The organism is Kitasatospora sp. NPDC052868 (genome assembly GCF_044547105.1).
Classification (GTDB): Bacteria; Actinomycetota; Actinomycetes; order Streptomycetales; family Streptomycetaceae; genus Kitasatospora.
On sequence record NZ_JBITZW010000003.1, the window covers coordinates 94,862 to 116,349 of the forward strand.

16 protein-coding genes and 1 pseudogene are annotated in these 21,488 nt (G+C 74.1%); 14 read left to right on the top strand and 3 right to left on the bottom strand.

Annotated elements, in window-relative coordinates:
- The coding region (locus ACIGZJ_RS06905) for a DUF6542 domain-containing protein (protein WP_396456291.1) at window positions 1–737 on the bottom strand (737 nt) is incomplete at its 3' end.
- Window positions 738–851: 114 nt separating this feature from the next.
- On the opposite strand from ACIGZJ_RS06905, the gene ACIGZJ_RS06910 reads away from it, so the two are divergent.
- The 5 genes from ACIGZJ_RS06910 to ACIGZJ_RS06930 all read left to right on the top strand — a co-directional run bounded on the left by ACIGZJ_RS06910 (window position 852) and on the right by ACIGZJ_RS06930 (window position 4,755).
- Window positions 852–1,244, top strand: a complete 393-nt coding sequence (locus ACIGZJ_RS06910) for a glyoxalase (protein ID WP_392928906.1) — start codon at window positions 852–854, stop codon at window positions 1,242–1,244.
- Window positions 1,245–1,319: 75 nt separating this feature from the next.
- Entirely contained in the window at window positions 1,320–2,393 is a 1,074-nt protein-coding gene (ychF, locus tag ACIGZJ_RS06915) for a redox-regulated ATPase YchF (protein WP_392928907.1), read from the top strand.
- Between the two features lie 189 nt (window positions 2,394–2,582).
- Window positions 2,583–2,864 (top strand): type II toxin-antitoxin system Phd/YefM family antitoxin, encoded by a 282-nt coding sequence (locus tag ACIGZJ_RS06920; RefSeq protein ID WP_396456292.1) that lies wholly within the window; start codon window positions 2,583–2,585, stop codon window positions 2,862–2,864.
- Complete coding sequence (locus ACIGZJ_RS06925; protein WP_396456293.1) at window positions 2,861–3,115, top strand: Txe/YoeB family addiction module toxin; 255 nt, start codon at window positions 2,861–2,863, stop codon at window positions 3,113–3,115. The genes ACIGZJ_RS06920 and ACIGZJ_RS06925 overlap by 4 nt, the downstream gene beginning before the upstream one ends.
- A 338-nt stretch (window positions 3,116–3,453) precedes the next feature.
- A complete protein-coding gene (locus ACIGZJ_RS06930; protein WP_396456294.1) occupies window positions 3,454–4,755 on the top strand; it encodes a M20 family metallopeptidase in 1,302 nt (433 codons plus the stop codon).
- A 33-nt stretch (window positions 4,756–4,788) separates the two neighbouring features.
- Here ACIGZJ_RS06930 and ACIGZJ_RS06935 read toward each other — a convergent pair whose 3' ends face one another.
- Together ACIGZJ_RS06935 and ACIGZJ_RS06940 are read right to left on the bottom strand one after the other, a co-directional pair.
- A complete protein-coding gene (locus ACIGZJ_RS06935) occupies window positions 4,789–5,457 on the bottom strand; it encodes an HAD-IA family hydrolase (protein ID WP_396456295.1) in 669 nt (222 codons plus the stop codon).
- 65 nt (window positions 5,458–5,522) lie between these two features.
- Window positions 5,523–6,649, bottom strand: a pseudogene (locus ACIGZJ_RS06940) (dihydrofolate reductase family protein).
- Window positions 6,650–6,818: 169 nt separating this feature from the next.
- Here ACIGZJ_RS06940 and ACIGZJ_RS06945 point away from each other — a divergent pair.
- The 9 genes from ACIGZJ_RS06945 to typA all read left to right on the top strand — a co-directional run bounded on the left by ACIGZJ_RS06945 (window position 6,819) and on the right by typA (window position 21,383).
- Complete coding sequence (locus ACIGZJ_RS06945; RefSeq protein WP_396456296.1) at window positions 6,819–8,195, top strand: DUF3616 domain-containing protein; 1,377 nt, start codon at window positions 6,819–6,821, stop codon at window positions 8,193–8,195.
- Between the two features lie 153 nt (window positions 8,196–8,348).
- Window positions 8,349–9,167: a methyltransferase domain-containing protein gene (locus tag ACIGZJ_RS06950; RefSeq protein ID WP_396456297.1), complete on the top strand. Its 819-nt coding sequence runs from the start codon at window positions 8,349–8,351 to the stop codon at window positions 9,165–9,167.
- A gap of 152 nt (window positions 9,168–9,319) precedes the next feature.
- The gene (locus ACIGZJ_RS06955) at window positions 9,320–10,768 is read left to right on the top strand and encodes a DUF4190 domain-containing protein (RefSeq protein ID WP_396456543.1); all 1,449 of its coding nucleotides are present in this window, start codon (window positions 9,320–9,322) and stop codon (window positions 10,766–10,768) included.
- Between the two features lie 230 nt (window positions 10,769–10,998).
- The gene (locus tag ACIGZJ_RS06960) at window positions 10,999–11,160 is read left to right on the top strand and encodes an SPOR domain-containing protein (RefSeq protein WP_396456298.1); all 162 of its coding nucleotides are present in this window, start codon (window positions 10,999–11,001) and stop codon (window positions 11,158–11,160) included.
- A gap of 55 nt (window positions 11,161–11,215) precedes the next feature.
- On the top strand, window positions 11,216–11,623 hold the full coding sequence (locus tag ACIGZJ_RS06965) for an NUDIX domain-containing protein (protein WP_396456299.1): 408 nt from the start codon (window positions 11,216–11,218) through the stop codon (window positions 11,621–11,623).
- A 216-nt stretch (window positions 11,624–11,839) separates the two neighbouring features.
- A complete protein-coding gene (locus ACIGZJ_RS06970; protein WP_396456300.1) occupies window positions 11,840–14,569 on the top strand; it encodes a SpoIIE family protein phosphatase in 2,730 nt (909 codons plus the stop codon).
- A 221-nt stretch (window positions 14,570–14,790) separates the two neighbouring features.
- Entirely contained in the window at window positions 14,791–17,403 is a 2,613-nt protein-coding gene (locus ACIGZJ_RS06975) for a SpoIIE family protein phosphatase (RefSeq protein WP_396456301.1), read from the top strand.
- Between the two features lie 119 nt (window positions 17,404–17,522).
- The gene (locus tag ACIGZJ_RS06980) at window positions 17,523–19,286 is read left to right on the top strand and encodes an ABC transporter family substrate-binding protein (protein WP_396456302.1); all 1,764 of its coding nucleotides are present in this window, start codon (window positions 17,523–17,525) and stop codon (window positions 19,284–19,286) included.
- 228 nt (window positions 19,287–19,514) lie between these two features.
- Window positions 19,515–21,383, top strand: coding sequence for a translational GTPase TypA (gene typA, locus ACIGZJ_RS06985; RefSeq protein WP_392928928.1), 1,869 nt, complete (start codon window positions 19,515–19,517; stop codon window positions 21,381–21,383).
- Window positions 21,384–21,488 lie beyond the last annotated feature (105 nt).

A 21,488-nucleotide genomic window follows, 5' to 3' on the forward strand; every position in this document is an offset into this window, starting at 1 on the left:
CGGGGGTTGGTTTGGGGGGGGCGGGGCGGGGGGGGGGGGTTGGGGTTCTGGCCCCCCCCCCCCCCCCCCCACCCCCCCCCCCCCCGCGCCCGGTGGATCCGCTTCTGGGCCACGAACCGGGCGATGACGATCGCCGCCGCCAGACCGGTGCCGGCGAACAGCCAGCCGGCCCGCAGCGCCAGCCCCGTCGCGAGGGCCACCACCTGGGCGGTCACGCCGGTGGAGGTCACCGGGCCGAGCAGCAGCAGGGCGGCGGCGAACGCGATCGGCCCGCTGATCGGGGCGGCCAGCAGGTCGACGAAGCGCACCCGGACGGCCAGTTGGAAGCAGATCACCAGGTAGCCGACGCCGAACAGCACCCCGAGGCCGCCGAACACCATCCGGTCCACGGCGGCCACCGCGACGGTCGCCGCCAGCGCGACCACACCGGCCCCGATCGCCGTCAGCCGGGCCGGCCGGCCGTTGCGCCGACGACCGTAGACGCGCACCTCGGGGCGGCCCTCGCCGCGGGCGTCCGCACGCCCCTCGGCGCGCGGGCCGAACGGCAGCCGCAGCCGGGCGCCGCCCGAGCGGGCCCGCTCGGGCGCGCCGGCCACGGGGCGTAGCCGGGAGGAGGGCCCTGCGGCGGCCCCGTCGGTCTCGGGGGCCCGCCCGGGCCCGGGGACGGCGGCCCCGGCCGCGCCGTTCGGCGGTCGGCGTCTGGGCCCTGGCGGCTGGGTTCGGATGCTCTGCTCCACCCGTCCAACGTACGGTCCGATCATCGCCACACTGTGTAATGGCGGTCCGGACTTGCTCCGTGTCTCCGGACGGAGTACTGATGTGATCTTCGATCAACTCACCCAGGGGGATTCATGGCCGGCGGCTTCACCTTCGAGCGCCTGCACCACGTGCAGCTGGACATTCCGGCCGGTGCGGAGGAGGACTGCCGCGCGTTCTGGGCGGGCGTGCTCGGGATGACCGAGCTGGTCAAGCCGCCGGTGCTGGCAGCACGCGGCGGCTGCTGGTTCCGCGGCGGCGGGGTCGAGGTGCACCTCGGCGTGGTCCCGGAGTTCCGGCCTGCCCGCAAGGGGCACCCGGGGATCCAGGTGGGCTCGCTGGACGCACTGGCCGAACGGCTGGCCGCCCACGGTCATGAGGTCGTCTGGGATGACAACCTGCCCGGTCACCGTCGGTTCCACTCCAGCGACCGGCTCGGTAACCGGCTGGAGTTCCTGGAGCCGCTACCGGCGGCGGCGGGCGCCTGAGCCGCTGCCCGTAGACTGGGGGATCGGCCCGCACGGTGCCGACCCAACTCCTCCAAGCCCACGGGACTGCGCTTCATGTCGCTCACGATCGGAATCGTCGGCCTGCCGAACGTCGGCAAGTCGACCCTGTTCAACGCCCTGACCAAGAACGACGTGCTGGCGGCCAACTACCCGTTCGCCACCATCGAGCCGAACGTGGGCGTCGTCGGCGTACCGGACGCGCGGCTGGGCAAGCTCGCGGAGATCTTCGGCTCGCAGCGCATCCTCCCGGCCACCGTCGACTTCGTCGACATCGCGGGCATCGTGCGCGGCGCCTCGGTCGGCGAGGGCCTGGGCAACAAGTTCCTCGCCAACATCCGGGAGTCGGACGCGATCTGCCAGGTCATCCGGGCCTTCGTCGACCCGGACGTGGTGCACGTCGACGGCAAGGTCTCGCCGAAGGACGACATCGAGACCATCAACACCGAGCTGATCCTCGCCGACCTCCAGTCGATCGAGAAGGTGCTGCCGCGGCTCCAGAAGGAGGCCCGCCTGAAGAAGGAGTCGGCCGCCACGCTGGCCGCCGCCGAGGCCGCCCAGGCGATCCTGGAGACCGGCAAGACCCTCTTCGAGGCGGGCTTCGACGCCTCCTCGGTGCGCGAGCTGCACCTGCTCACCACCAAGCCCTTCCTCTACGTCTTCAACGTCGACGAGGACGAGCTGGTCGACGAGGAGTTCAAGGAGGCCCAGCGCGCGCTGGTCGCCCCCGCCGAGGCGATCTTCCTGAACGCCAAGATCGAGTCCGAGCTGATCGGCATGGACGAGGACGAGGCGCTGGAGCTCCTCCAGTCCATGGGCCAGGAGGAGACCGGTATGGCCACCCTCGGCCGGGTCGGCTACGAGACCCTCGGCCTGCAGAGCTACCTCACCGCGGGCCCCAAGGAGACCAGGGCCTGGACCATCAAGAAGGGCGCGACCGCCCCCGAGGCCGCCGGTGTGATCCACACCGACTTCCAGAAGGGCTTCATCAAGGCCGAGGTCATCTCCTTCACCGATCTGGTCGAGACCGGCTCCATCGCCGAGGCCCGCTCCAAGGGCAAGGCCCGCATCGAGGGCAAGGACTACGTCATGCAGGACGGCGACGTGGTGGAGTTCCGCTTCAACGTGTGATCAGGTCATGGCCGCATGTCCTGATGTGTGCAGGCCGGAGGGCTCGGACTCCATGGAGTCCGAGCCCTCCCACATTTCCGTGCTGACCTGGTGCTGACTCCCCGGGCTTCCCGCCGGCCGCCGGTCCATCCGGAAGCCCGGGCTGAGTGGTACGTTATTCGGTACCACTTGCCGAAGGGGGTGCGCGCGATGTCCATCACCGCGAGCGAGGCCCGCAGGGATCTCTTCCCGTTGATCAAGAAGGTCAACGAGGATCACGACGCCATCGAGATCGTGTCCAGGCATGGAAATGCCGTGCTCATCTCCGCCGAGGATTACGCCTCCCTGCGTGAGGGCTCCTACCTCCTGCGTTCGCCGGCGAATGCGCGTCGCCTGCTGAAGGCGTACGACAACGCGCTGAACGGCATAGGACTCTCCGAGCGAACGCTCATCGACCCCGACTCGGCTGATGCCGGGCGGGGTGTCGAGTGAGGCTCGTCTTCGAAGAGCAGGGCTGGGAGGACTACACGTCCTGGCTCAAGAGCGATCGCAAGATGCTCGCGAGGATCAACAAGCTCATCGAGGACGTCCTGCGCGATCCGTTCACAGGGATCGGCAAGCCGGAGCCGCTGAAGTACCACCTGCCTGGCGCCTGGTCTCGACGCATCGACGACGAGCATCGGCTCGTCTACCTCGTCACGGACCGGGAGGTCATTGTGCTGGCGGCGCGTTACCGCTACTGATCGCGGTTCGGTCGCTTGTCGAACCGTGCCGACCTGGTCGGGTCGCGAAGGTCAACCCTCGTAGTGGTAGCGGCACCGGGCGATCAGCACCGAGTCGTCGGTGCCCTTGCGGATGGGGCGGCCGGCGGCATGCGGAACGCGATCTCCCGGTTGGTGTTCATCCGCAGGCGGTTGACGTGATCGGATGAATGTTTGATTGACTGTCGATCAGTTCTCCAGGGGGGTGGGAGCGGTGGCGGTCGTCGCCCTTGTCGTCGCCCTGGGTGTAGGCCGTCCATGCCCCGCCGCCGGTCGTGCCGGTGGGCGGGGAGGCGCTCCGCATGATCACAGGGGGAAGTATGACCAGTCCGAGCAAGCCTGTCCTGAGCCGTCGTGGTCTGATCGGGGGCACCGCGGCGGCCGGAGTCGGCGCGGTGCTGGCGTCCGGCACCCCGGCCGCGGCGGACTCCGGCCGCCGCCGGGACCCGGTGGACCAGGGTGCCGTCGAGGCCGTCGCCGCCCGGCTCGACCGTGACCTGATCGCGCTGCGGCGCGACCTCCACCGGCACCCGCAGGTGGCGGGGGCCGAGGTGTTCGCCGCCGCGACGGTGGCCGAGCGGCTGACCGCCGCCGGGCTCACCGTGACCACCGGCGTGGGCGGCAACGGGGTGGTGGCCGTGCTGAAGGGCGCGCGCCCCGGGCGGACGGTGGCCTACCGGGCCGACATGGACGCGGTGCCGGGGGACGGGATCATGCCCCCGGTGGACGGCCGCCCGGCGGCGCACGCCTGCGGGCACGACATCCACACCGCGGTGGGGGTCGGCGTCGCCCAGGTGCTGGCGCAGTTGCGGCACCGGTTGAGCGGCACGGTGGCCTTCCTCTTCCAGCCCGGCGAGGAGCGGCTGGAGGGCGCCGCGGCGATGATCAAGGCGGGGGTGCTGGAGCAGACCGGCGCCGAGGAGATCCACGCCCTGCACTGCGGACCGTTCCCGGTGGGGCAGCTGTCCGTGACGCCGGGCAGCGGGCTGCCGGGCCAGGACTGGGCCACCGTGACGCTGACCGGGCCGGACGCGGCCGCGGCGGCGGGCCGGCTGGCGGCCGAGATCAACGGCCTGGCCACGGTGGCCCTGCCGCAGACGGAGGCGGACCTGGCGCGGCTCGTCGCGGACGTGCAGACGCCGGACGGACCGCTGACGCGGTTCGTGGTCGCCCGCAGCCGGGTGCTGACCGACGCCGAGGGCAGGGTCCAGGTGGCCGCCACCTACCGCTGCTGGCCCGAGGAGCGCACCGCCGAGCTGCGCGAGGAGGTCCGCCGGCTGGCGCGGTCGTACCCCGGCGCGGCGGTGGCCTTCCCCCGGGACCCGTTCCCGGCGATGGTCTGCCCCGCGGACGACGCCAACGCGCTGGCCCGGCACCTGCGCCGGGCGCTCGGCGCCCGCGGGGTGACGGTGAACCGCGGCGCGTTCCCCTTCAACGGGGAGGACTACGCGCTGTTCCTGCGTCGGATCCCGGGCACCTACACCTTCCTCGGTGTGCGCTCGCCCGGCGCCGGCGTGATGTCGGCCTTCCCGCACTACGACGCCTTCGCGCCGGACGAGCGGGCGATCGGCGTCGGCGTCAGGGCGATGGCGGGCTGGCTCGCCGCCCGCGCCCGCGGGTGAGCGGCTGAGGCCGCCGCCCGGGCGCGGGCGCCCTCACCGTCCGGCGATGCCGACGGTGAGGGTGCCGTCCGGGGCGGCGGTGACCGTGACCGCCTCCAGGGTGAGGGCGTGCGCGGTGGGGTGGTGGGCGGCGGCCCGCGGGCCGATGCCGACCACGGGCATGCCGGCGGCCAGCGCCGCGGCGATACCGGCCTCGGAGTCCTCGAAGGCGAGGCAGTCGGCGGGGGCGAAGCCGAGTGCGGCGGCGCCCTTCAGGAAGCCCTCCGGGTCGGGCTTGCTCGCGCCGACCGACTCGGCGGTGACCAGGACGGACGGCAGCGGCAGCCCGGCGGCGGCCATCCGGACCCGGGCCAGCGGCTCGTCGGCGGAGGTGACCAGGGCGTGCGGGAGGCCGGCCAGCGAGGCGAGGAAGGCGGCGGCGCCGGGGACGGCGACGACGCCCTCGACGTCGGCCTTCTCGTCGGCGAGCATCCGCGCGTTGTCGGCGAGGTTGAGCTCGGCCGGGCGGTCGGGGAGCAGCAGGGCCATGGTGAGGTGGCCCTGGCGGCCGTGCGCGACGCGCAGCACCTCGGCGCGGTCGAGGCCGTGGGTGTCGGCGAAGCGGTGCCAGCAGCGCTCGACCACGGCGTCGGAGTCGACCAGGGTGCCGTCCATGTCCAGCAGCAGGGCGCGGACGGGCGGCAGGGTGGCGTTGACGGGCATGGCGAGGCTCCTCGCTACGGGTTCGGAAGACCTGCGAGTCTATTGTTCAGTAACGATACAAAACCCTACCCCAGCAGGTGGGCGTTGACCGCACGGGCCGCCTCGGCCAGCTCCGGCAGCTCCACCACCTCGACCCCGGCCGCCTCCAGCAGGGCCGTCCCCTGGCAGTCGGTGACGAACAGGTCCGGCTCGCGCCAGGCCACCACCACCCGCGGGACGCCCGCCGCGATGAGCAGCCGGGCGCACGGCAACGGCCGGGAGGCCCGCTGTCCGCACGGCTCCAGCGAGCTGTAGACGGTCGCGCCGCGCAGTCGGGCGTCCCCGGCCGGGAGCTTCGCCAGGGCCGCCTCCTCGGCGTGGTCGTGGGCGTCCGCCTCGCGGCTGAAGCCCTCGGCCAGCACCTCGCCGTCCGCGCCGACGATCACCGCGCCGACCGAGAACGCGGTCGCGGACGGCGGGCAGAGCCGGGAGAGTTCGACGGCCCGGCGGAGGTGGTCGAGGTCGGTGGCGGTCACGGCGCGGGCTCCTTCGGGGCGTACCTGAGCAGGACGACATCGCCCACCGTACGTGCCTCCAGCAGGCGCATCCGGCGTGCCGGGCCGCCCGGGAAGGCCGCCGGGTGGACGAAGCGCGGTGCCTGCGCCTGCCCGACCAGCAGTGGGGCGACGGCCAACTGCAGCTCGTCCGCGAGCCCCTGGGCCAGGAACTGGGTGTGCACGCTGCCGCCGCCCTCGACCATCAGCCGGCGCACCCCGCGCGCCGCCAGGTCGTCCAGGACCGCGCCCAGCTCCACCGCCGCGCCCAGGGCCACCACATCGGCCAGCCCGTCCAGCGCCGGGCGCAGCGCCGCGGCCCCCTGGTCGGTGGTGTAGGCGACCTTCTCGCCGCCGGTGTGCCAGAACCTGAGCGCCCGGTCGAGCCGGCCGCTCGCGCTGAGCGTCACCTTCAGCGGGTCCGCGGGCCGGCCCGCCGCCGCCCTGGCGGCCCGCCGGTCCGCGTCGTTGACCAGCAGCCGGGGGTTGTCCGCCCGCAGGGTGTTGCCGCCCACCAGGATCGCGTCGGCGGCCGCGCGCTCCTCGTCGACCCGGTCGAAGTCGGCCGGGTTGGAGAGCAGCAGCCGTTCGGGCGAGGCGTCGTCGAGGTGCCCGTCGAGCGACATCGCGGCGCTCAGCAGGACAAAGGGCCGGGGCATGGAGGACCGTCTTCTGTAGGGATCCGTCCACACTACGGCCCGCCGTGACGGCGCAGGGCCCGGAGGGTTGCTGTTCGTCCGGCGGCCGGTTCCCGTAGGGGCGCCGTTCGCCCGCCGCCCCCACCCTGGTCCGGACCTCGCACCGCCCCCTCGTCGAAGGGCCAGCCCCGTGTCCCGCTTCTCCCGCGGCATCCTCCCGCTCGCCGTCGCCGTGCTGCCGGCCGTCGCGCTGCCGGTCGGCTCCGCCACCGCGGCCTCCTACGGCACGCCCACCATCACCCTCTCGGCCGGCTACCTCTCCGGTGCGGTCGGCGCCACCGGCGACCCGACGGTCGCCGTCACCGTGGCGCAGAGCGGCGCGAGCGTCTCCGCGCTGACCGTGGCCGCCTCGGCCAGCACGCGCAGCAGCGTCGCCCGGACCACGGACGTGACGGTGGCCGGCACCACCGGCACCCGGACCCTCGCGGTGGCCGCGCAGGGCGTCGGCTACACCGACCTCACGATCAAGGTCACCGGGCTCGGCGGCAAGACGGCCACCAGGACGCTGCACTACGCGGCCTCGCCCGCCGTCCAGCACTCCGCCGACAGCCGGTACCTGACCGGCTCCAGCGACGCCTCGGCGGCCGTGGACGCGGGCGGCGGCTACCTGGTGGTGGCGGACGACGAGTCCAACGTGCTGCGGCTGTACGACCGCAACGCCTCCGGTGCGCCCGTGCGCAGTTGGGACTTCGGTTCGGCGCTCGGCGTCTCCAAGGAGATCGACATCGAGGGCGCCGCCCGGGTCGGCAACACGATCTACTGGACGGGCTCGCTCGGCAACAACAAGGACGGCGAGGTCAAGCCCGACCGGCACACCGTGTTCGCCACCACGATCACGGGTTCGGGGGCCGGTACCCAGCTGGCGCTCGCGGGTTCGTACCACGGGCTGCGCGCCGACCTGATCGCCTGGGACCAGGCCAACGGCAACCGCTACGGCTTCGCGGCGGGCGCGGCCGGCGGGCAGGCGCCCAAGCAGATCGACGGATTCAACGTCGAGGGCCTGGAGTTCGCGCCGGGCAGCACCACCACGGCCTACGTGGGCTTCCGCGCGCCGCTCACCCCGGCCGTCACCGGCGGCCGGGCGCTGATCGTGCCGGTCACCAACTTCTCGTCCCTGCCGGGCGGTTCGGCGCACGCCACGTTCGGCGCCCCGATCGAGCTGGACCTCGGCGGGCTCGCCATCCGCGACCTGCGGCGCAACGCGGCCGACCAGTACCTGATCGTGGCCGGCTCCTGGGCCGCCGACGACAACTCCGACCCGTACGCGCTCTACCGCTGGAACGGGCAGCCGGGCTCGGCGCCGGTCAAGGTGCTGGACCTGCCGACCAGCGACGCCGGCGGCTGGGAGGCCGTGGTGGACGTCCCGGACCTCACCGCGCCCGGCGCGCGGGTGCAGGTGATCACCGACGACGGCTCCGCCGACCTGTACGGCGACGGCACCGAGGCCAAGGACCTCACCCACCCGGAGTGGAAGAAGTCCCGCACCACCTGGTTCGCCGTCAACTAGTCCGATCCGCAAGGCGGAAGCGCCCCCGCCCGATCCGGGCGGGGGCGTTTTCCGTTGCCGTCGGGTCAGAATGTGAGACGAATCTTCTCGTCATACGGGACAAGGAGTAGCGTCGGAGGCGTCGCGAAACCGACCGCATCCCAGGGGGACGCCATGACCGGACAGCAGCCCGACACCGTCTACACCCACGGCCACCAGGAGCCCGTGCTGCGCTCGCACCGCTCCCGCACCGCCGCCAACTCGGCCGGCTACCTGGTGCCCGAACTGCGGCCCGGCCAGGCCCTGCTGGACGTCGGCTGCGGACCGGGCACGATCACCGCCGACCTGGCCGAACTGGTCGGCCCCACCGGGCGGGTGGTGGCCGTGGACGCCTCGGCCGAGGTGCTGGAGCAGGCCGCCGCGTACGTCGCGGGGCGCGGGCTGGACAACGTCGCCTTCGAGGTCGCCGACGTCCACGGACTGCGCTACGCGGACGGGGAGTTCGACGTGGTGCACGCCCACCAGGTGCTGCAGCACGTGGGCGACCCGGTGCAGGCGCTGCGCGAGATGCGCCGGGTCACCGCCGAGGGCGGCGTGGTCGCCGCCCGGGACGTCGACTACGCGTCGATGACCTGGTACCCGCAGGCGCCGGAGCTGGACCGCTGGCTGGCGCTGTACCAGCGGATCGCCCGCTCCAACGGCGGCGAGCCGGACGCCGGGCGGCGGCTGCTGTCCTGGGCCCGCGCGGCGGGCTTCACCGAGGTCGCCGCCACCTCGTCCACCTGGACGTACGCGACGCCCGAGCAGCGCACGTGGTGGGGCGGGCTGTGGGCGGACCGGATCCTGGACTCCGCGATCGCCAAGGCGGCGGTCGCCGAGGGGTTCGCGGACCGGGCGGAGCTGGAGCGGATCGCGGCCGGGTGGCGGGAGTGGGCGGCCGCCGAGGACGGGTGGTTCGCGATGCTGCACGGCGAGGTGCTGGCGCGCGGGTAGCGGTGTCGGCGGCGGCCGGAAACCGGTGGCGGAGTGATCCCCAAGATCGGGTAAAGTCGCGCGTCCGTTCCATTGCTCCGTCTGCGGAACGGTCGAGTCGAACTGCCGAGCTGATGCCCGTTTCCGGCGGGCCGGGGGAGTCCCACGTGTCCATGCCCGAGCCCGACGCGCCCCGCACCGCGTCGGACACCCCGGCACCCGCCGAGCGCCCTGCCGAGCCTCCCGTGGGGCCTGCTGCGGGAGGCTCCGCCGAGCAGCCCGTCGAGCGTGTGGAGTTCACCAAGCCGGTCCGGGCCGACGCCGGGTCCGACACCGGGCCCGACGCCGAGCCGGGCACCGAAGCGGCCACGCCCCCTGCCGGGGCGCCCGCGCCGCCCGTCGACCCGTGGGCCGCCCCGGCGGCCTCCGGCGCGGCCCTGCCGCCGCCCGGTGCCCTGCCGCCGCCCGGCGCGCCCGTCCCGCCCGGGCCGCAGGCCACCGGCTGGGCGGCGGTCGCTCCCGGCGCGGTGTCCGGCTTCCAGCCCGGCTACGCCTATCCGCAGGCGCCCACCGTCACCAACGGCTTCGCCGTCGCCGCGCTGATCACCAGTCTGCTCTGCATGTGGCCGCTGGCGGTGGCCTTCGCGATCACCGCGCTGGTTCAGATCCCGAAGCGCAACGAGCGCGGCCGGGGCATGGCGGTCGCGGCCCTGGTGCTCTCCGCCGGTGTGGTGGTGGTCGCCGCGACAACCGTGCTGGTCCTCGGGAACACCGTCGACACGGCCGACGGCGACCGGCCCGGCCGGGTGCCCAAGGCACCGCCCGGGGCCGTCCACTGGGGCTCGCTCAAGTCCGGTGACTGCTACAACCAGCCCGGGGGCTCGGCCGAGGACGACGCGGAGGGCGGGGACCAGACCGTCTACTGGGTGCTCAAGGTGCCGTGCCTGCTCCCGCACCAGGGCGAGGTGGCCGGCACCACCCGGACCCCCACGGGCGACAGCCCGGCCTACCCGGGCGAGAGCAAGGTCCGCGAGGACGCCGCCCGCCTCTGCGGACCGGTGCTCGAGGAGTACGCCCTCGACAGCTGGGCCGTCCCGGACGGCATGGACGAGGTCTACCTCTACCCCGGCCGCGGCAACTGGAAGGCCGGGGAGCGGTACGTCACCTGCGCCTACGAGGACCGCGAGGGCCAGCACCGGGGCAGCGTCCACACCGACCGGGGCAGTCTGACCGCGGCCCAGCTCACCTACCTGGAGGCCGCCCGCGCCTTCAACACGGCCTCCGCGAACGAGCCCGACGCCGAGATCGCCGACGCGCGGCCCGAGTACTGGTCGTGGGCCGGCCAGATGGCCGCGGCGTCCCGCAAGGAGGCCGAGGACCTGTCCAAGGGGTCGACGGTCTGGCCGGAGGGCGCCAAGCCGAAGCTGGCCGAGATGGTGGCCGGCAAGCGGGAGGCCGCCGCCGCCTGGGACGTCGTGGTGAAGACCGTCGACGCGACCGCGCTCGAACGCGAGCTGCGGCGGGCGAAGGCCCTGGAGGCGAAGGCCGGCAAGCAGGTCGTGGAGATCCGCCGCGAGCTCGGCCTGTCGACCGGCGAGCAGGCCGGCGAGGCGCGGGCCTGATCCGGGCCTGATCCGGACCGCGGCACGTCTTACCGGGCGTTAACCCGGCCCGTACCCGCCGGTAGCAGGCGGGGCGTAGCGTCCTTCGGTGCGCGGCCCCGGCCCGACCCCCACGCGGGCCGGGCCGCGCACCGCCCCGGACGCCTGCGGCACCCCGCAGGGCGCTCGGACACCCGAACGACGCTCGGACACTCCCACTACGCTCGGACACCCGCACTACGCTCGGCGCCATGGGGACCCATCGCGTGATGAGGCAGGACGACAACGGCAACCGCTTCCTGGTCGCCGACGGCCTGGAGCGGGTCGAGGCGGAGCGGCTGGCGGCGGAGTTCGAGGCGCGCGGCCACAAGCAGCTCTACCGGGTGGAGGCCGAGGCCGCCGAGGCGCCCTGACCGGCAAGCGGCCCGCACCCCGGCGGGCAGGGCCCAGGGCCCTAGGCTCAGGGCCATGGAGAAGGCCACGGAACACCGGATCGTCGTCGGCGGCGCACTCGTCCACCACGGGCGGGTGCTGGCCGCCCGCCGCAGCGCGCCGCCCGAGGTGGCGGGCCGCTGGGAGTTCCCGGGCGGCAAGGCCGAGCCCGGCGAGACCGAGGCCGCCGCGCTGGAGCGCGAACTGCTGGAGGAGCTGGGCGTCCGGGCGCGCGCCCTGGCGCAGCTGCCCGGCTCCTGGACCGTCAGGCCGGGGCTGGAGCTGCGCTTCTGGGCCGCCGAACTGCTCTCCGGCGACCCCCGCCCGCTGGAGGACCACTCCGAACTCCGCTGGCTCACCCCCGCCGAATTCGGCGACGTGGACTGGCTCGACCACGACCGCGAGGTCCTCCCGCACGTCGCCCGCCTCCTCACCGCGGACTGAACCCACGGCCGGGCGAACTCCCGGGCGAACACCCGGCCCCGGCGGCCGGCCCCCGCGACGCGCGATACGCCGGGTAGGCCAATCGGAAAAGACGAAGCACCAGCCGGGATAGCCTTGGTTCTGCTGGGTATGTCACTTTTCGGCACTATTCGTCACCATCGGTGAGCCGTCCCCAGCCGGCGACGCCGATCCCGACCAGAGCCGGAGGCCCCGTCGGTGTCGAGTACCGGTAACGGCGGCGGGGGAGCGCGGCGTACGGGCGCCGCGGGCGGTGCAGCCGCCCGCGCGCGGCTGCGCCGCGGCGTGCGCCAGGCGCCGCCGCCGACGGAGCCCGTCCGCCGCCGGGGCGAGGGCGCCCCCGAGCCGGCCCCCTCCCTCGTGGTGCCCGACACGACGCCCCGGGCGGGCCTGCGCAGTCTGCCGGGCCGGCCCTTCCCCGCCGGCTCCGGCGGCGCCCAGGCGGCCCCGGCCGAGCACACCGGGGGCAGCCTGTTCGACGTGGTCAGGGTCGCCATCGCGATCCTGGACACCTCCGGCCGGGTGGTCCTGTGGAGCCCGGCCGCCGAGGAGCTGCTGGGCTGGCCCAACGAGCTGCTGGTCGGCCGTCGGATCGACGAGCTGATCCCGGACGAGGACCAGGTCGCCCGGATCCGGACGGCGATCCAGGCCACCCTGCGACACGGCCGCTGGGCGGGCCTCGCCGAGCTGCGCGACCGCAACGGCGCCGACGTGCGGGTCGAGGCCCGGATCTCCCTGCTGGTGGACGGCGACGGCACCCCGTTCCTCCAGGCCAACCTGGCCGAGGCGGACGCCGTCCAGGCCGTCGAGCGGGACCTCGCCGTCCGCGACGCGCTGTTCGAGCAGTCCCCGCTGGGCATCGCCATCCTCGACACCGACCTGCGGTACACCGCCGTCAACCAGACCCTCGCCGAGATGAACGGCGTCGCCACCGAGGACCACGTCGGCCGCACCACCGGTGAGACCCTGCCCGAGCGCGCCGCCGACGAGATCACCGCCATCCAGCGCCAGGTGCTGGCCACCGGCGAGCCGGTCATCGACGTCACCCTCGCCTCGCCGGTCACCGCCCGCTCCGGCTACCGCTCGATCTCCTACAGCCGGATGACCGACCGGGCCGGCCGGGTGCTCGGCATCTCCGGCACCGTGATGGACGTCACCGAGCGCTACCGGGCGGTCGCCAAGGTCGAGCACGCCCGCCGCCGGCTCTCGCTGCTCAACGAGTTCGGCTCCCGGGTCGGCGACCTGCTGGACGCCTCCCGGATCGCCCAGGAGCTGGCCAGCGCCGTCGTCCCCCGGCTGACCGACCACTCCGCGGTGATCCTGCTGCAGGCCGTCGCCCACGGTGACGACCTGCCCCGGCACGGCCACGACCGCCGCACCTCGCTGCTCCAGCTGGGCACCGCCTCCGTCCAGGACGGCCCCGAGGTGGAGGTGATGCTGCGCCGCGGCGCCCGGATCACCTTCGCCGAGGACTCGGCCTGCGGCCGGGTGCTGCGCACCGGCGTCCCCGAGCTGCTCTCCGGCGCCGACCAGCTGGGCGACGTCACCTACCCGGGCGACCCGAAGATGCAGGCGGCGCACGACATCGGCGTGCACTCGATGCTGGTGGTGCCGCTGCGCGCCCGCGGCATCGTGATCGGGCTGCTGCTGGTCAGCCGGGCCGGCTACCGGGAGGGCTTCGACCGCGACGACCTGGCCTTCACCGTGGAGCTCGCCGACCGGGCCGGCAGCTCCCTCGACAACGCCCGGCTCTACGCCCGGGAGCGCACCGCCGCGCTCACCCTGCAGCGCACCCTGCTCCCGCAGCAGGTCCCGCAGCCGACCGGGGTCGAGGTCGCCTACCGGTACGTGCCCGGCAGCAGCGGCACCGAGGTCGGCGGCGACTGGTTCGACGTCATCCCGCTGCCCGGGGACCGCACCGCCCTGGTGGTCGGCGACGTGATGGGCCACGGCCTGCGGGCCGCCGCCACGATGGGCCGGCTGCGCACCGCCGTCCGCGTGCTGGCCGCCCTGGACCTCCCGCCGGACGTCCTGCTGCGGCACGTCCACGAGCTCGCCGACGACCTCGCCCAGGGCCCGGACGAGGCGCTGCTGGCCACCTGCATCTACGCCGTGTTCGACCCGGCCACCGCCCGGCTCACGGTCGCCAAGGCGGGCCACATCCCGCCGGTGCTGATCGTCCCGGGGGAGGGGGAGGAGCCGACCCGCAACGGCGGACCGCTGCCCGGCGGCGCCGGCCGGATCCTCGACCTGCCCTCCGGCGCTCCGCTCGGCGTCGGCGGCGTCCCCTTCGAGTCCGTCGAGCTGAAGATCCCCGAGGGCAGCCTGCTGGCGCTGTGCACGGACGGCCTGGTGGAGTCCAGGGACAAGGACCTGGACGTCGGACTCGGCCGGCTGCGCCTGGTGCTCGAACAGCCGCACGCCTCCATCCAGGCCGCCTGCGAGGCCGTGCTGGACACCATGGAGCAGGGCCGCGAGCCCGACGACGTGGCCCTCCTGCTGGCCCGGCTCGGCCACGGCCAGGCCGGCACCCCGACGGCCGGCTGGACCTTGCCGGCCGAGCCCACCGCCGTCTCCCGGGCCCGCCGGCTGGTCCGCGGCACACTCGCCGAGTGGGGCGTCGAGGCGCTCACCGACGTCGCGGAACTGCTGGTCAGCGAGCTGGTCACGAACTCCGTCCGGTATGCCAGCGCACCCATCGGCGTCCGGTTGACGCTGGGCGAGACGCTGCTGGTGGAGATCTCCGACCCGCTGCCCGACCCGCCCCGCGAGCGCCACGCGGCCGAGGCCGACGAGGGCGGGCGGGGCCTGGAGCTGGTCCGCAGGCTCGCCCTGCGCTGGGGGGCCCGCGCCGAGGGCATGGGCAAGGTCGTCTGGTTCGAGCAGGCCCTGCCGGGTAATGAGCCCGACGAGCCGGGAGCGGAGTAGGACGCGAGTAGAACGGGGCCGCATATGCCAGCGGGAGGCCGGGGGGAGCGCGCGCTCCGGCAGGGGGCGCGAGCGTGGCATTGTGGTTGCGCGGGCGGTAGGACAAAAACCTTCGCCCGATCTGATGTTGTGATGTTGAGGGCGTGTGAACGTACCCCTCGATGATGAATACTCGGTCTTCTCGGCATCCGGACGGTCACGGGTTTGGAGGGGTCGGTCCGTTGAACAGCACCCCGGCGCGTAACGCGCCGAGCAGCAGCGGTCATGCCGCCGTGCCCGGGCAGGCCGGCTCCGCGCACCTGCCCGCGCCCGCGGCCCCGTCGGCCGCGGCTCCAGGCCAGGTCCGAGCCGCCCGCCCGGAGGTCGGCGCCCACCGGTGGGGAGCCGGGGACCCGGGGTCGATCTACGACTACATCCGGGTCGCCACCTTCGCGATCGGCCCCGACGGGCGGATCAGCCAGTGGAGCGAGCGGGCCGCCGAGTTCTTCGGCCTGCCCGCCGCCGAGGCCGTCGGCGCCGACCCGATCACCACCTTCGTCCCGCGCGAGCTCTGGCAGCGCGGCCGCGCCCGGCTGGAACGCACGCTGGCCGGCGAGGAGTGGGTCGGCACCACCCCGTACCGGGACGCCTCCGGCGGCGAGGGCCTCGCCGAGCTCTACCTGATGCCCGACAGCGCGCTGCCCACCGCCGGGGCCACCTGCCTGGCCGTCGACCTCGGCCGGCTGCGCCGGATCGAGACCGACCTCGCCGCCTCCGAAGCCGTCTTCGGGCAGACCCCGACCGGCTTCATCCTCTTCGACGACCGGCTGCGGCTGCAGCGGGTCAACGACGCCTTCGCCTCCGGGATGGGCCTCGTCCCCACCGACCTCGAGGGCCTCACCCCGCACGACCTCTTCCCGCAGTCCGAGGCCGACCGGCTCACCGCGGCCCTGCGCAAGGTCCTCGCCACCGGGGAGCCGGTCTTCGACCTGCGCTTCCACTCCGCCGTTCCCACCCGCGAGGGCAACCGGCTCTGGGCCGTCTCGCTCTACCGCCTCAACGGCTCGGCCGGCCAGCCGATGGGCGTCGCCGGGCAGGTCTCCGACGTCACCAGCCGGCACGTCGCCGAGCGCGAGGCCGACGGCGTCCGCCGCAACCTCGCCCTGCTGAACGAGGCGAGCGCCCACATCGGCTCCACCCTCGACCTGGAGACCACCGCAAAGGAGCTGCTGGACGTCGTCGTCCCGCCGTTCTGCGACCTCGCCACCGTCGACCTCTACACCGCGCTGCTCTCCGGCGAGTCCGTCCCCAGCGCCGGGCGGCTCGGCGACACCGTGCTCACCGACGGCAGCGGCGAACTGCGCCGGGTCGCCGTCTCCAGCGTGGTCGGCGGCGCCTCCTCCGTCCTCGGCTCGGTCACCGGCCTGCCGATCGCCGAGGCCGGCGGCACCCTCTGCTACCCCCGCCGCTCCCCGCACGCCCGGGCGCTGCGCACCGGCCGCAGCGTCGTCCCCGAGCCCGGCCCGGACCCGCTGCTGCGCTCCACCCTGATCGTCCCGCTGGTCGCCCGCGACCAGGTGCTCGGCCTCGTCCAGCTCTCCCGCGCGATCGGCAGCGAGCCCTTCGACGCCCGCGACGTCGCGATCGCCGAGGAGCTCGTCGCCCGCGCCGCCGTCTGCATCGACAACGCCCGGCTCTACCGCCGCGAGCACGAGCGGGCCCTGATCCTCCAGCGCAGCCTGCTGCCCCCGGGCAACCCGGCAGCCAGCGGCCTGGAGATCGCCTGCCGCTACCTGCCCAGCAACAACAACACCGAGGTCGGCGGCGACTGGTTCGACGTCATCCCGCTGCCCGGCAACCGCACCGCCCTGGTGATCGGCGACGTGATGGGCCGCGGCCTGCGCGCCGCCGTCGCGATGGGCCAGCTGCGCACCGCCGTCCGCACCCTCGCGATGCTCGACCTCGAACCCGCCGAGGTGCTCACCGCGCTGGACGAGATCGCCCGCGGTCTCGGCGACGACTCCGCGCCGACCAGCCCGCCCACCCCGTACGGACGGCTCACCTCGACCGCCGACGAGGAGGCCCGCGAGGTCTACCTGGCCACCTGCGTCTACGCGGTGTACGACGCCGTCACCCGGCGCTGCACCTTCGCCAACGCCGGCCACCTGCCACCGGTCCTGCTCAGCCCCGGCGAGAGCGCCCGGATCCTGGACGTGCCGCCCGGCCTGCCGCTCGGCGTCGGCGGCGAGCCCTTCGAGGAGGTCGAGCTGACCCTCCCGGACGGCGCCGTGCTCGGCCTCTACACCGACGGCCTGGTCGAGAGCCGCAAGCACCAGCTGGACGAGGGCCTGCGGGCCTTCCGCACGGCGCTGTCGGCCGAGGGCAAGGGCCTGGAGGACCTCTGCGACCACGTCCTCGGCGAGCTCAACCCGCACCACGGCGAGGACGACATCGCGCTGCTGATGGCCAGGGTGCACGCCTTCGCCGAGGACGCCGTCGGCAACTGGTTCCTGCCGCCCGAGCCCACCTCGGTGGCCAAGGCCCGCGAGCTGGCCTGCAGCTGGCTGCTGGCCCGCGGCCTGGACGAGCTGGTGGACACCACCGAGCTGCTGGTCAGCGAGCTGGTCACCAATGCGCTGCGGCACGGCCGGGGCGAGATCCGGCTGCGGCTGCTGCGCGACCGCAACCTGGTCTGCGAGGTCTGGGACGACGGCTACGCCCAGCCGCGCCAGCGCCGCGCCCAGGAGACCGACGAGGGCGGGCGAGGGCTCCAGCTGGTCAGCCTGCTGGCCGAGCGCTGGGGCAGCCGCCGGACGCCCAAGGGCAAGATCGTCTGGTTCGAGCTGTCCGTCTGAGGGCCTGACCGTCTGTCGTCCCACCGCCCGGCCGGGCGTTTCGGCTGTCCGGGTGCAGTAGCCCGGCGGCCGCCGTGTCGCCGGGCCGGGCCCCGCCCGGGCGGCGTTCGATGGCCGCCATGCGCGTCCGCCAGCCCGTCGCCGCAGCCGCCGCGCTGCTGCTCGCCACCGCCGCCCTGGCCGCCTGCTCCGGCGGCCCGGCCCCCGGTCCCGCGCCCGTCCCGGCGCCGGCCCCGCCCGCCGCCACCACCGGGGACGTGCGCCCCGCCGACCGCGGCGCCGTCCTGGACGGCGGCACCCTGCGCTGGGCGGTGGACGAGCTGCCGGCCACGCTGAACGTCTACCAGCCGGCCGCGGCCGCCGACTCCGCGCTGCTCGCCCGCGCCCTCTACCCCTCGCTGTTCCGCCCGGACGAGCACGGCCGGCTGCTCGCCGACCCGGACTACCTGGTGGCGGCCGAGTCCACCCCGCCGGGCCGGCTGCCGCAGGTGGTCACCTACCGGCTCAACCCGAACGCCGTCTGGAGCGACGGCACCCCGCTGTCGGCGGCCGACTTCGCCGCCCAGCGGGCCGCGCTCTCCGGCCTCGACCCCGCCTACACCAGCACCCGCCCGGCCGGGTACGACGCCATCGACGCGATCGGGACGGGCGCGGACGCCCACGAGGTCACCGTCACCTTCCGGCAGCCGTGCGCCGGGTGGCGGGCCCTGTTCGGGCCGCTCTACCCCGCCGCCGAGACCTCCTCCGCCGCCGCCTTCAACCGGCCGTCGACGGACGGCGCGCTGGTCACGGCCGGCCCGTTCGCGCTCTCCGGACACGACGCGGCCGGCGGGCGGATCACCCTGGCGCGCAACCCGCTCTGGTGGGGGGACAGGCCGAAGGCCGACCGGATCGACTTCCTGGCCGTCCCGCCCGACCAGCGGCTGGACGCGCTCGACCAGGACCGCCTCGACATCGCCCCGCTCACCGCGGCGGTCGACCGGGCCGAGGCCGCCCCCGGCAGCTCGGCCGACCTCGCCCAGGCCTTTGCCCGGGCGCTGAGCCGGGCCGAGGCGCTGCCCGGCATCACCGTGCACCGGGCGTCCGCCGCCTCGCTCACCCAGCTCACCCTGAACGCGGCCCGGGCCCCGCTCACCGACCCGGCCCTGCGGCGGGCGCTCGCCCGGGCCGTGGACCGCCGCCGCACCGCCGAGGCCGCGCTCGGCCCGCTCGGCCTGGCCGCCGCGCCGCTCGGCAGCCACCTGCTGGCCGGCGACCAGGACGGCTACCGGGACAACGGCGACGCCCTCGGCGGCGCGGACGCCGACCGGCTGCTGGACGCGGCGGGCTGGCGGCGGCCGAAGAACGGCGGCACCCGGACCAGGGACGGCAAGGAGCTCGCGCTCACCCTGCTGGTCCCCGCGGGCTCCGCACTGGCCCGGCGGACCGCAGAGGCGCTGACGGCCGGCCTGGCCGGCCACGGGGTCGCCCTGCGGCCGGTCGCGGTGCCCGCCGAGGCCTTCCTGCGCGACCACCTGGCCACCGGCGACTACGACCTCGCCCTGTTCTCCTGGCCGACCGGCCCGGACCCGGCCACGGAGCAGCGCCCGGTCTACGCCAAGCCACGGCCCGGTCCGGACGGCGCCCTGGCGGCCGGCACCAACTACGGCCGCTCCGGCACCGAGGAGATCGACCGGCTCTTCGACCGCGCGGCCGCCGAGCTGGACCCCGCCACCCGGCTGGCCCTGCTCCAGGAGGCCGATGTCCGGATCTGGCAGCTCGGCCACTCGGTACCGCTCTTCCAGCGCCCCGACCTGGTGGCGGTCCGGGAGGGCGTGGCAGGCGCCGGAGCCTGGGGCTTCGGCCCTCCGCGCTTCCAGGACGTGGGCTTCACCGGGGGGTAGCACCGGGCCGTCGGGAGTGATCCACCTGTGATCTTGATCCCGCCCGACCTGCCCGTTTCGGCCGACCTGGACGGTTCCCCGTACGATAGGAGGAAGCCGTGGCATGTCCTGCCCGGCGGGTGGACCGGTAGTAGCAGGCGGTACGGGCGGCGGCGATCGACAGGGATCGCCGGTCGGCGTCACGCAGCCGGGCGCCGTAACCCACGATTCCGGGAGAATCCGCTCCGCATGCCCACGCGCAATGACATCCGCAACGTTGCCATCGTCGCCCACGTCGACCACGGCAAGACCACGCTGGTCGACGCCATGCTGAAGCAGGCCGGCGCCTTCGCCGCCCACCAGCACCTCGACGACCGCATGATGGACTCCAACGACCTGGAGCGCGAGAAGGGCATCACCATTCTCGCGAAGAACACCGCCGTCAAGTACCACCCCAAGGAGGGTGGCGCGCCGATCACGATCAACATCATCGACACCCCCGGCCACGCCGACTTCGGTGGCGAGGTCGAGCGCGGTCTGTCGATGGTCGACGCGGTCGTGCTGCTGGTCGACGCGTCCGAGGGTCCGCTGCCGCAGACCCGCTTCGTGCTCCGCAAGGCGCTGACGGCCAAGCTGCCGGTCATCCTCTGCATCAACAAGACCGACCGTCCGGACTCCCGGATCGACGAGGTCATCAACGAGACCTACGACCTGTTCCTGGACCTGGACGCCACCGAGGAGCAGATCGAGTTCCCGATCGTCTACGCCTGTGCGCGTGACGGCGTCGCCTCGATGACCAAGCCGGAGAACGGCACCGTTCCCGCGGACAGCGAGAACCTGGAGCCGTTCTTCTCCACCATCCTGCAGCACGTCCCGGCCCCGACCTACGACGAGGACGCGCCGCTCCAGGCCCACGTCACCAACCTGGACGCCGACAACTTCCTCGGCCGTATCGCGCTCTGCCGCGTCGAGCAGGGCGAGCTGCGCAAGGGCCAGCAGGTCGCGTGGATGAAGCGCGACGGCTCGGTCCAGCAGGTCAAGATCACCGAGCTGCTGATGACCGAGGCGCTCACCCGCAAGCCGGCCGAGGTGGCCGGCCCCGGCGACATCTGCGCCGTCGCGGGCATCCCGGAGATCATGATCGGCGAGACCCTGGCCGACCTGGAGAACCCGGTCGCGCTGCCGCTCATCACGGTGGACGAGCCGGCCATCTCGATGGTCATCGGCACCAACACCTCGCCGCTGGTCGGCAAGGGCGGCAAGGGCCACAAGGTCACCGCCCGCATGGTGAAGGACCGCCTGGACCGCGAGCTGATCGGTAACGTCTCGCTCCGCGTGCTGCCGACCGAGCGTCCGGACGCCTGGGAGGTCCAGGGCCGTGGCGAGCTGGCGCTGGCCATCCTGGTCGAGACCATGCGCCGGGAGCTGTTCGAGCTGACCGTCGGCAAGCCGCAGGTTGTCACCAAGCTCGTCAACGGCAAGACCCACGAGCCGGTCGAGCGGATGACCATCGACAGCCCCGAGGAGTACCTCGGCGCGATCACCCAGCTCATGGCGACCCGCAAGGGCCGTATGGAGACCATGACGAACCACGGCTCCGGCTGGGTCCGCATGGAGTTCATCGTCCCGTCGCGCGGCCTGATCGGCTTCCGGACCCAGTTCCTGACCGACACCCGCGGCACCGGCATCGCGCACAGCATCTTCGAGGGCCACGAGCCGTGGTTCGGCGAGCTGCGGATGCGCAACAACGGCTCGCTGGTCGCGGACCGCGCGGGCGTCGTGACGCCGTTCGCGATGATGGGCATCCAGGAGCGCGGCACGCTCTTCGTCGAGCCCACCACCGAGGTGTACGAGGGCATGATCGTCGGCGAGAACTCGCGCCAGGACGACATGGACATCAACATCACCAAGGAGAAGAAGCTCACCAACATGCGTGCCGCCTCCTCCGACACCACCGAGAACCTTGTGCCGCCGCGCAAGCTCTCGCTGGAGCAGTCGCTGGAGTTCTGCCGCGAGGACGAGTGCATCGAGGTCACTCCGGAGACCGTGCGCATCCGCAAGGTCGTCCTGGACCAGAAGGAGCGCGGCCGTTCGGCTTCGCGCGCCAAGAAGGCCTGACGTCCGGTTTTAAAGGGCCTTTGGCCGAATCGATCGCCCCCCTCTCCAATGGAGAGGGGGGCGATCGTTTTCAACTACTCCAAGTTGTCGACGCGCGTATAAACC

Coding starts and splice junctions, on each gene's coding strand:
- ACIGZJ_RS06910 (WP_392928906.1), top strand. CDS start 852: ATGGCCGGCGGCTTCACCTTCGAGCGCCTGCACCACGTGCAGCTGGAC.
- ychF (WP_392928907.1), top strand. CDS start 1,320: ATGTCGCTCACGATCGGAATCGTCGGCCTGCCGAACGTCGGCAAGTCG.
- ACIGZJ_RS06920 (WP_396456292.1), top strand. CDS start 2,583: ATGTCCATCACCGCGAGCGAGGCCCGCAGGGATCTCTTCCCGTTGATC.
- ACIGZJ_RS06930 (WP_396456294.1), top strand. CDS start 3,454: ATGACCAGTCCGAGCAAGCCTGTCCTGAGCCGTCGTGGTCTGATCGGG.
- ACIGZJ_RS06935 (WP_396456295.1), bottom strand. CDS start 5,457: ATGCCCGTCAACGCCACCCTGCCGCCCGTCCGCGCCCTGCTGCTGGAC.
- ACIGZJ_RS06950 (WP_396456297.1), top strand. CDS start 8,349: ATGACCGGACAGCAGCCCGACACCGTCTACACCCACGGCCACCAGGAG.
- ACIGZJ_RS06955 (WP_396456543.1), top strand. CDS start 9,320: ATGCCCGAGCCCGACGCGCCCCGCACCGCGTCGGACACCCCGGCACCC.
- ACIGZJ_RS06960 (WP_396456298.1), top strand. CDS start 10,999: ATGGGGACCCATCGCGTGATGAGGCAGGACGACAACGGCAACCGCTTC.
- ACIGZJ_RS06965 (WP_396456299.1), top strand. CDS start 11,216: ATGGAGAAGGCCACGGAACACCGGATCGTCGTCGGCGGCGCACTCGTC.
- ACIGZJ_RS06980 (WP_396456302.1), top strand. CDS start 17,523: ATGCGCGTCCGCCAGCCCGTCGCCGCAGCCGCCGCGCTGCTGCTCGCC.
- typA (WP_392928928.1), top strand. CDS start 19,515: ATGCCCACGCGCAATGACATCCGCAACGTTGCCATCGTCGCCCACGTC.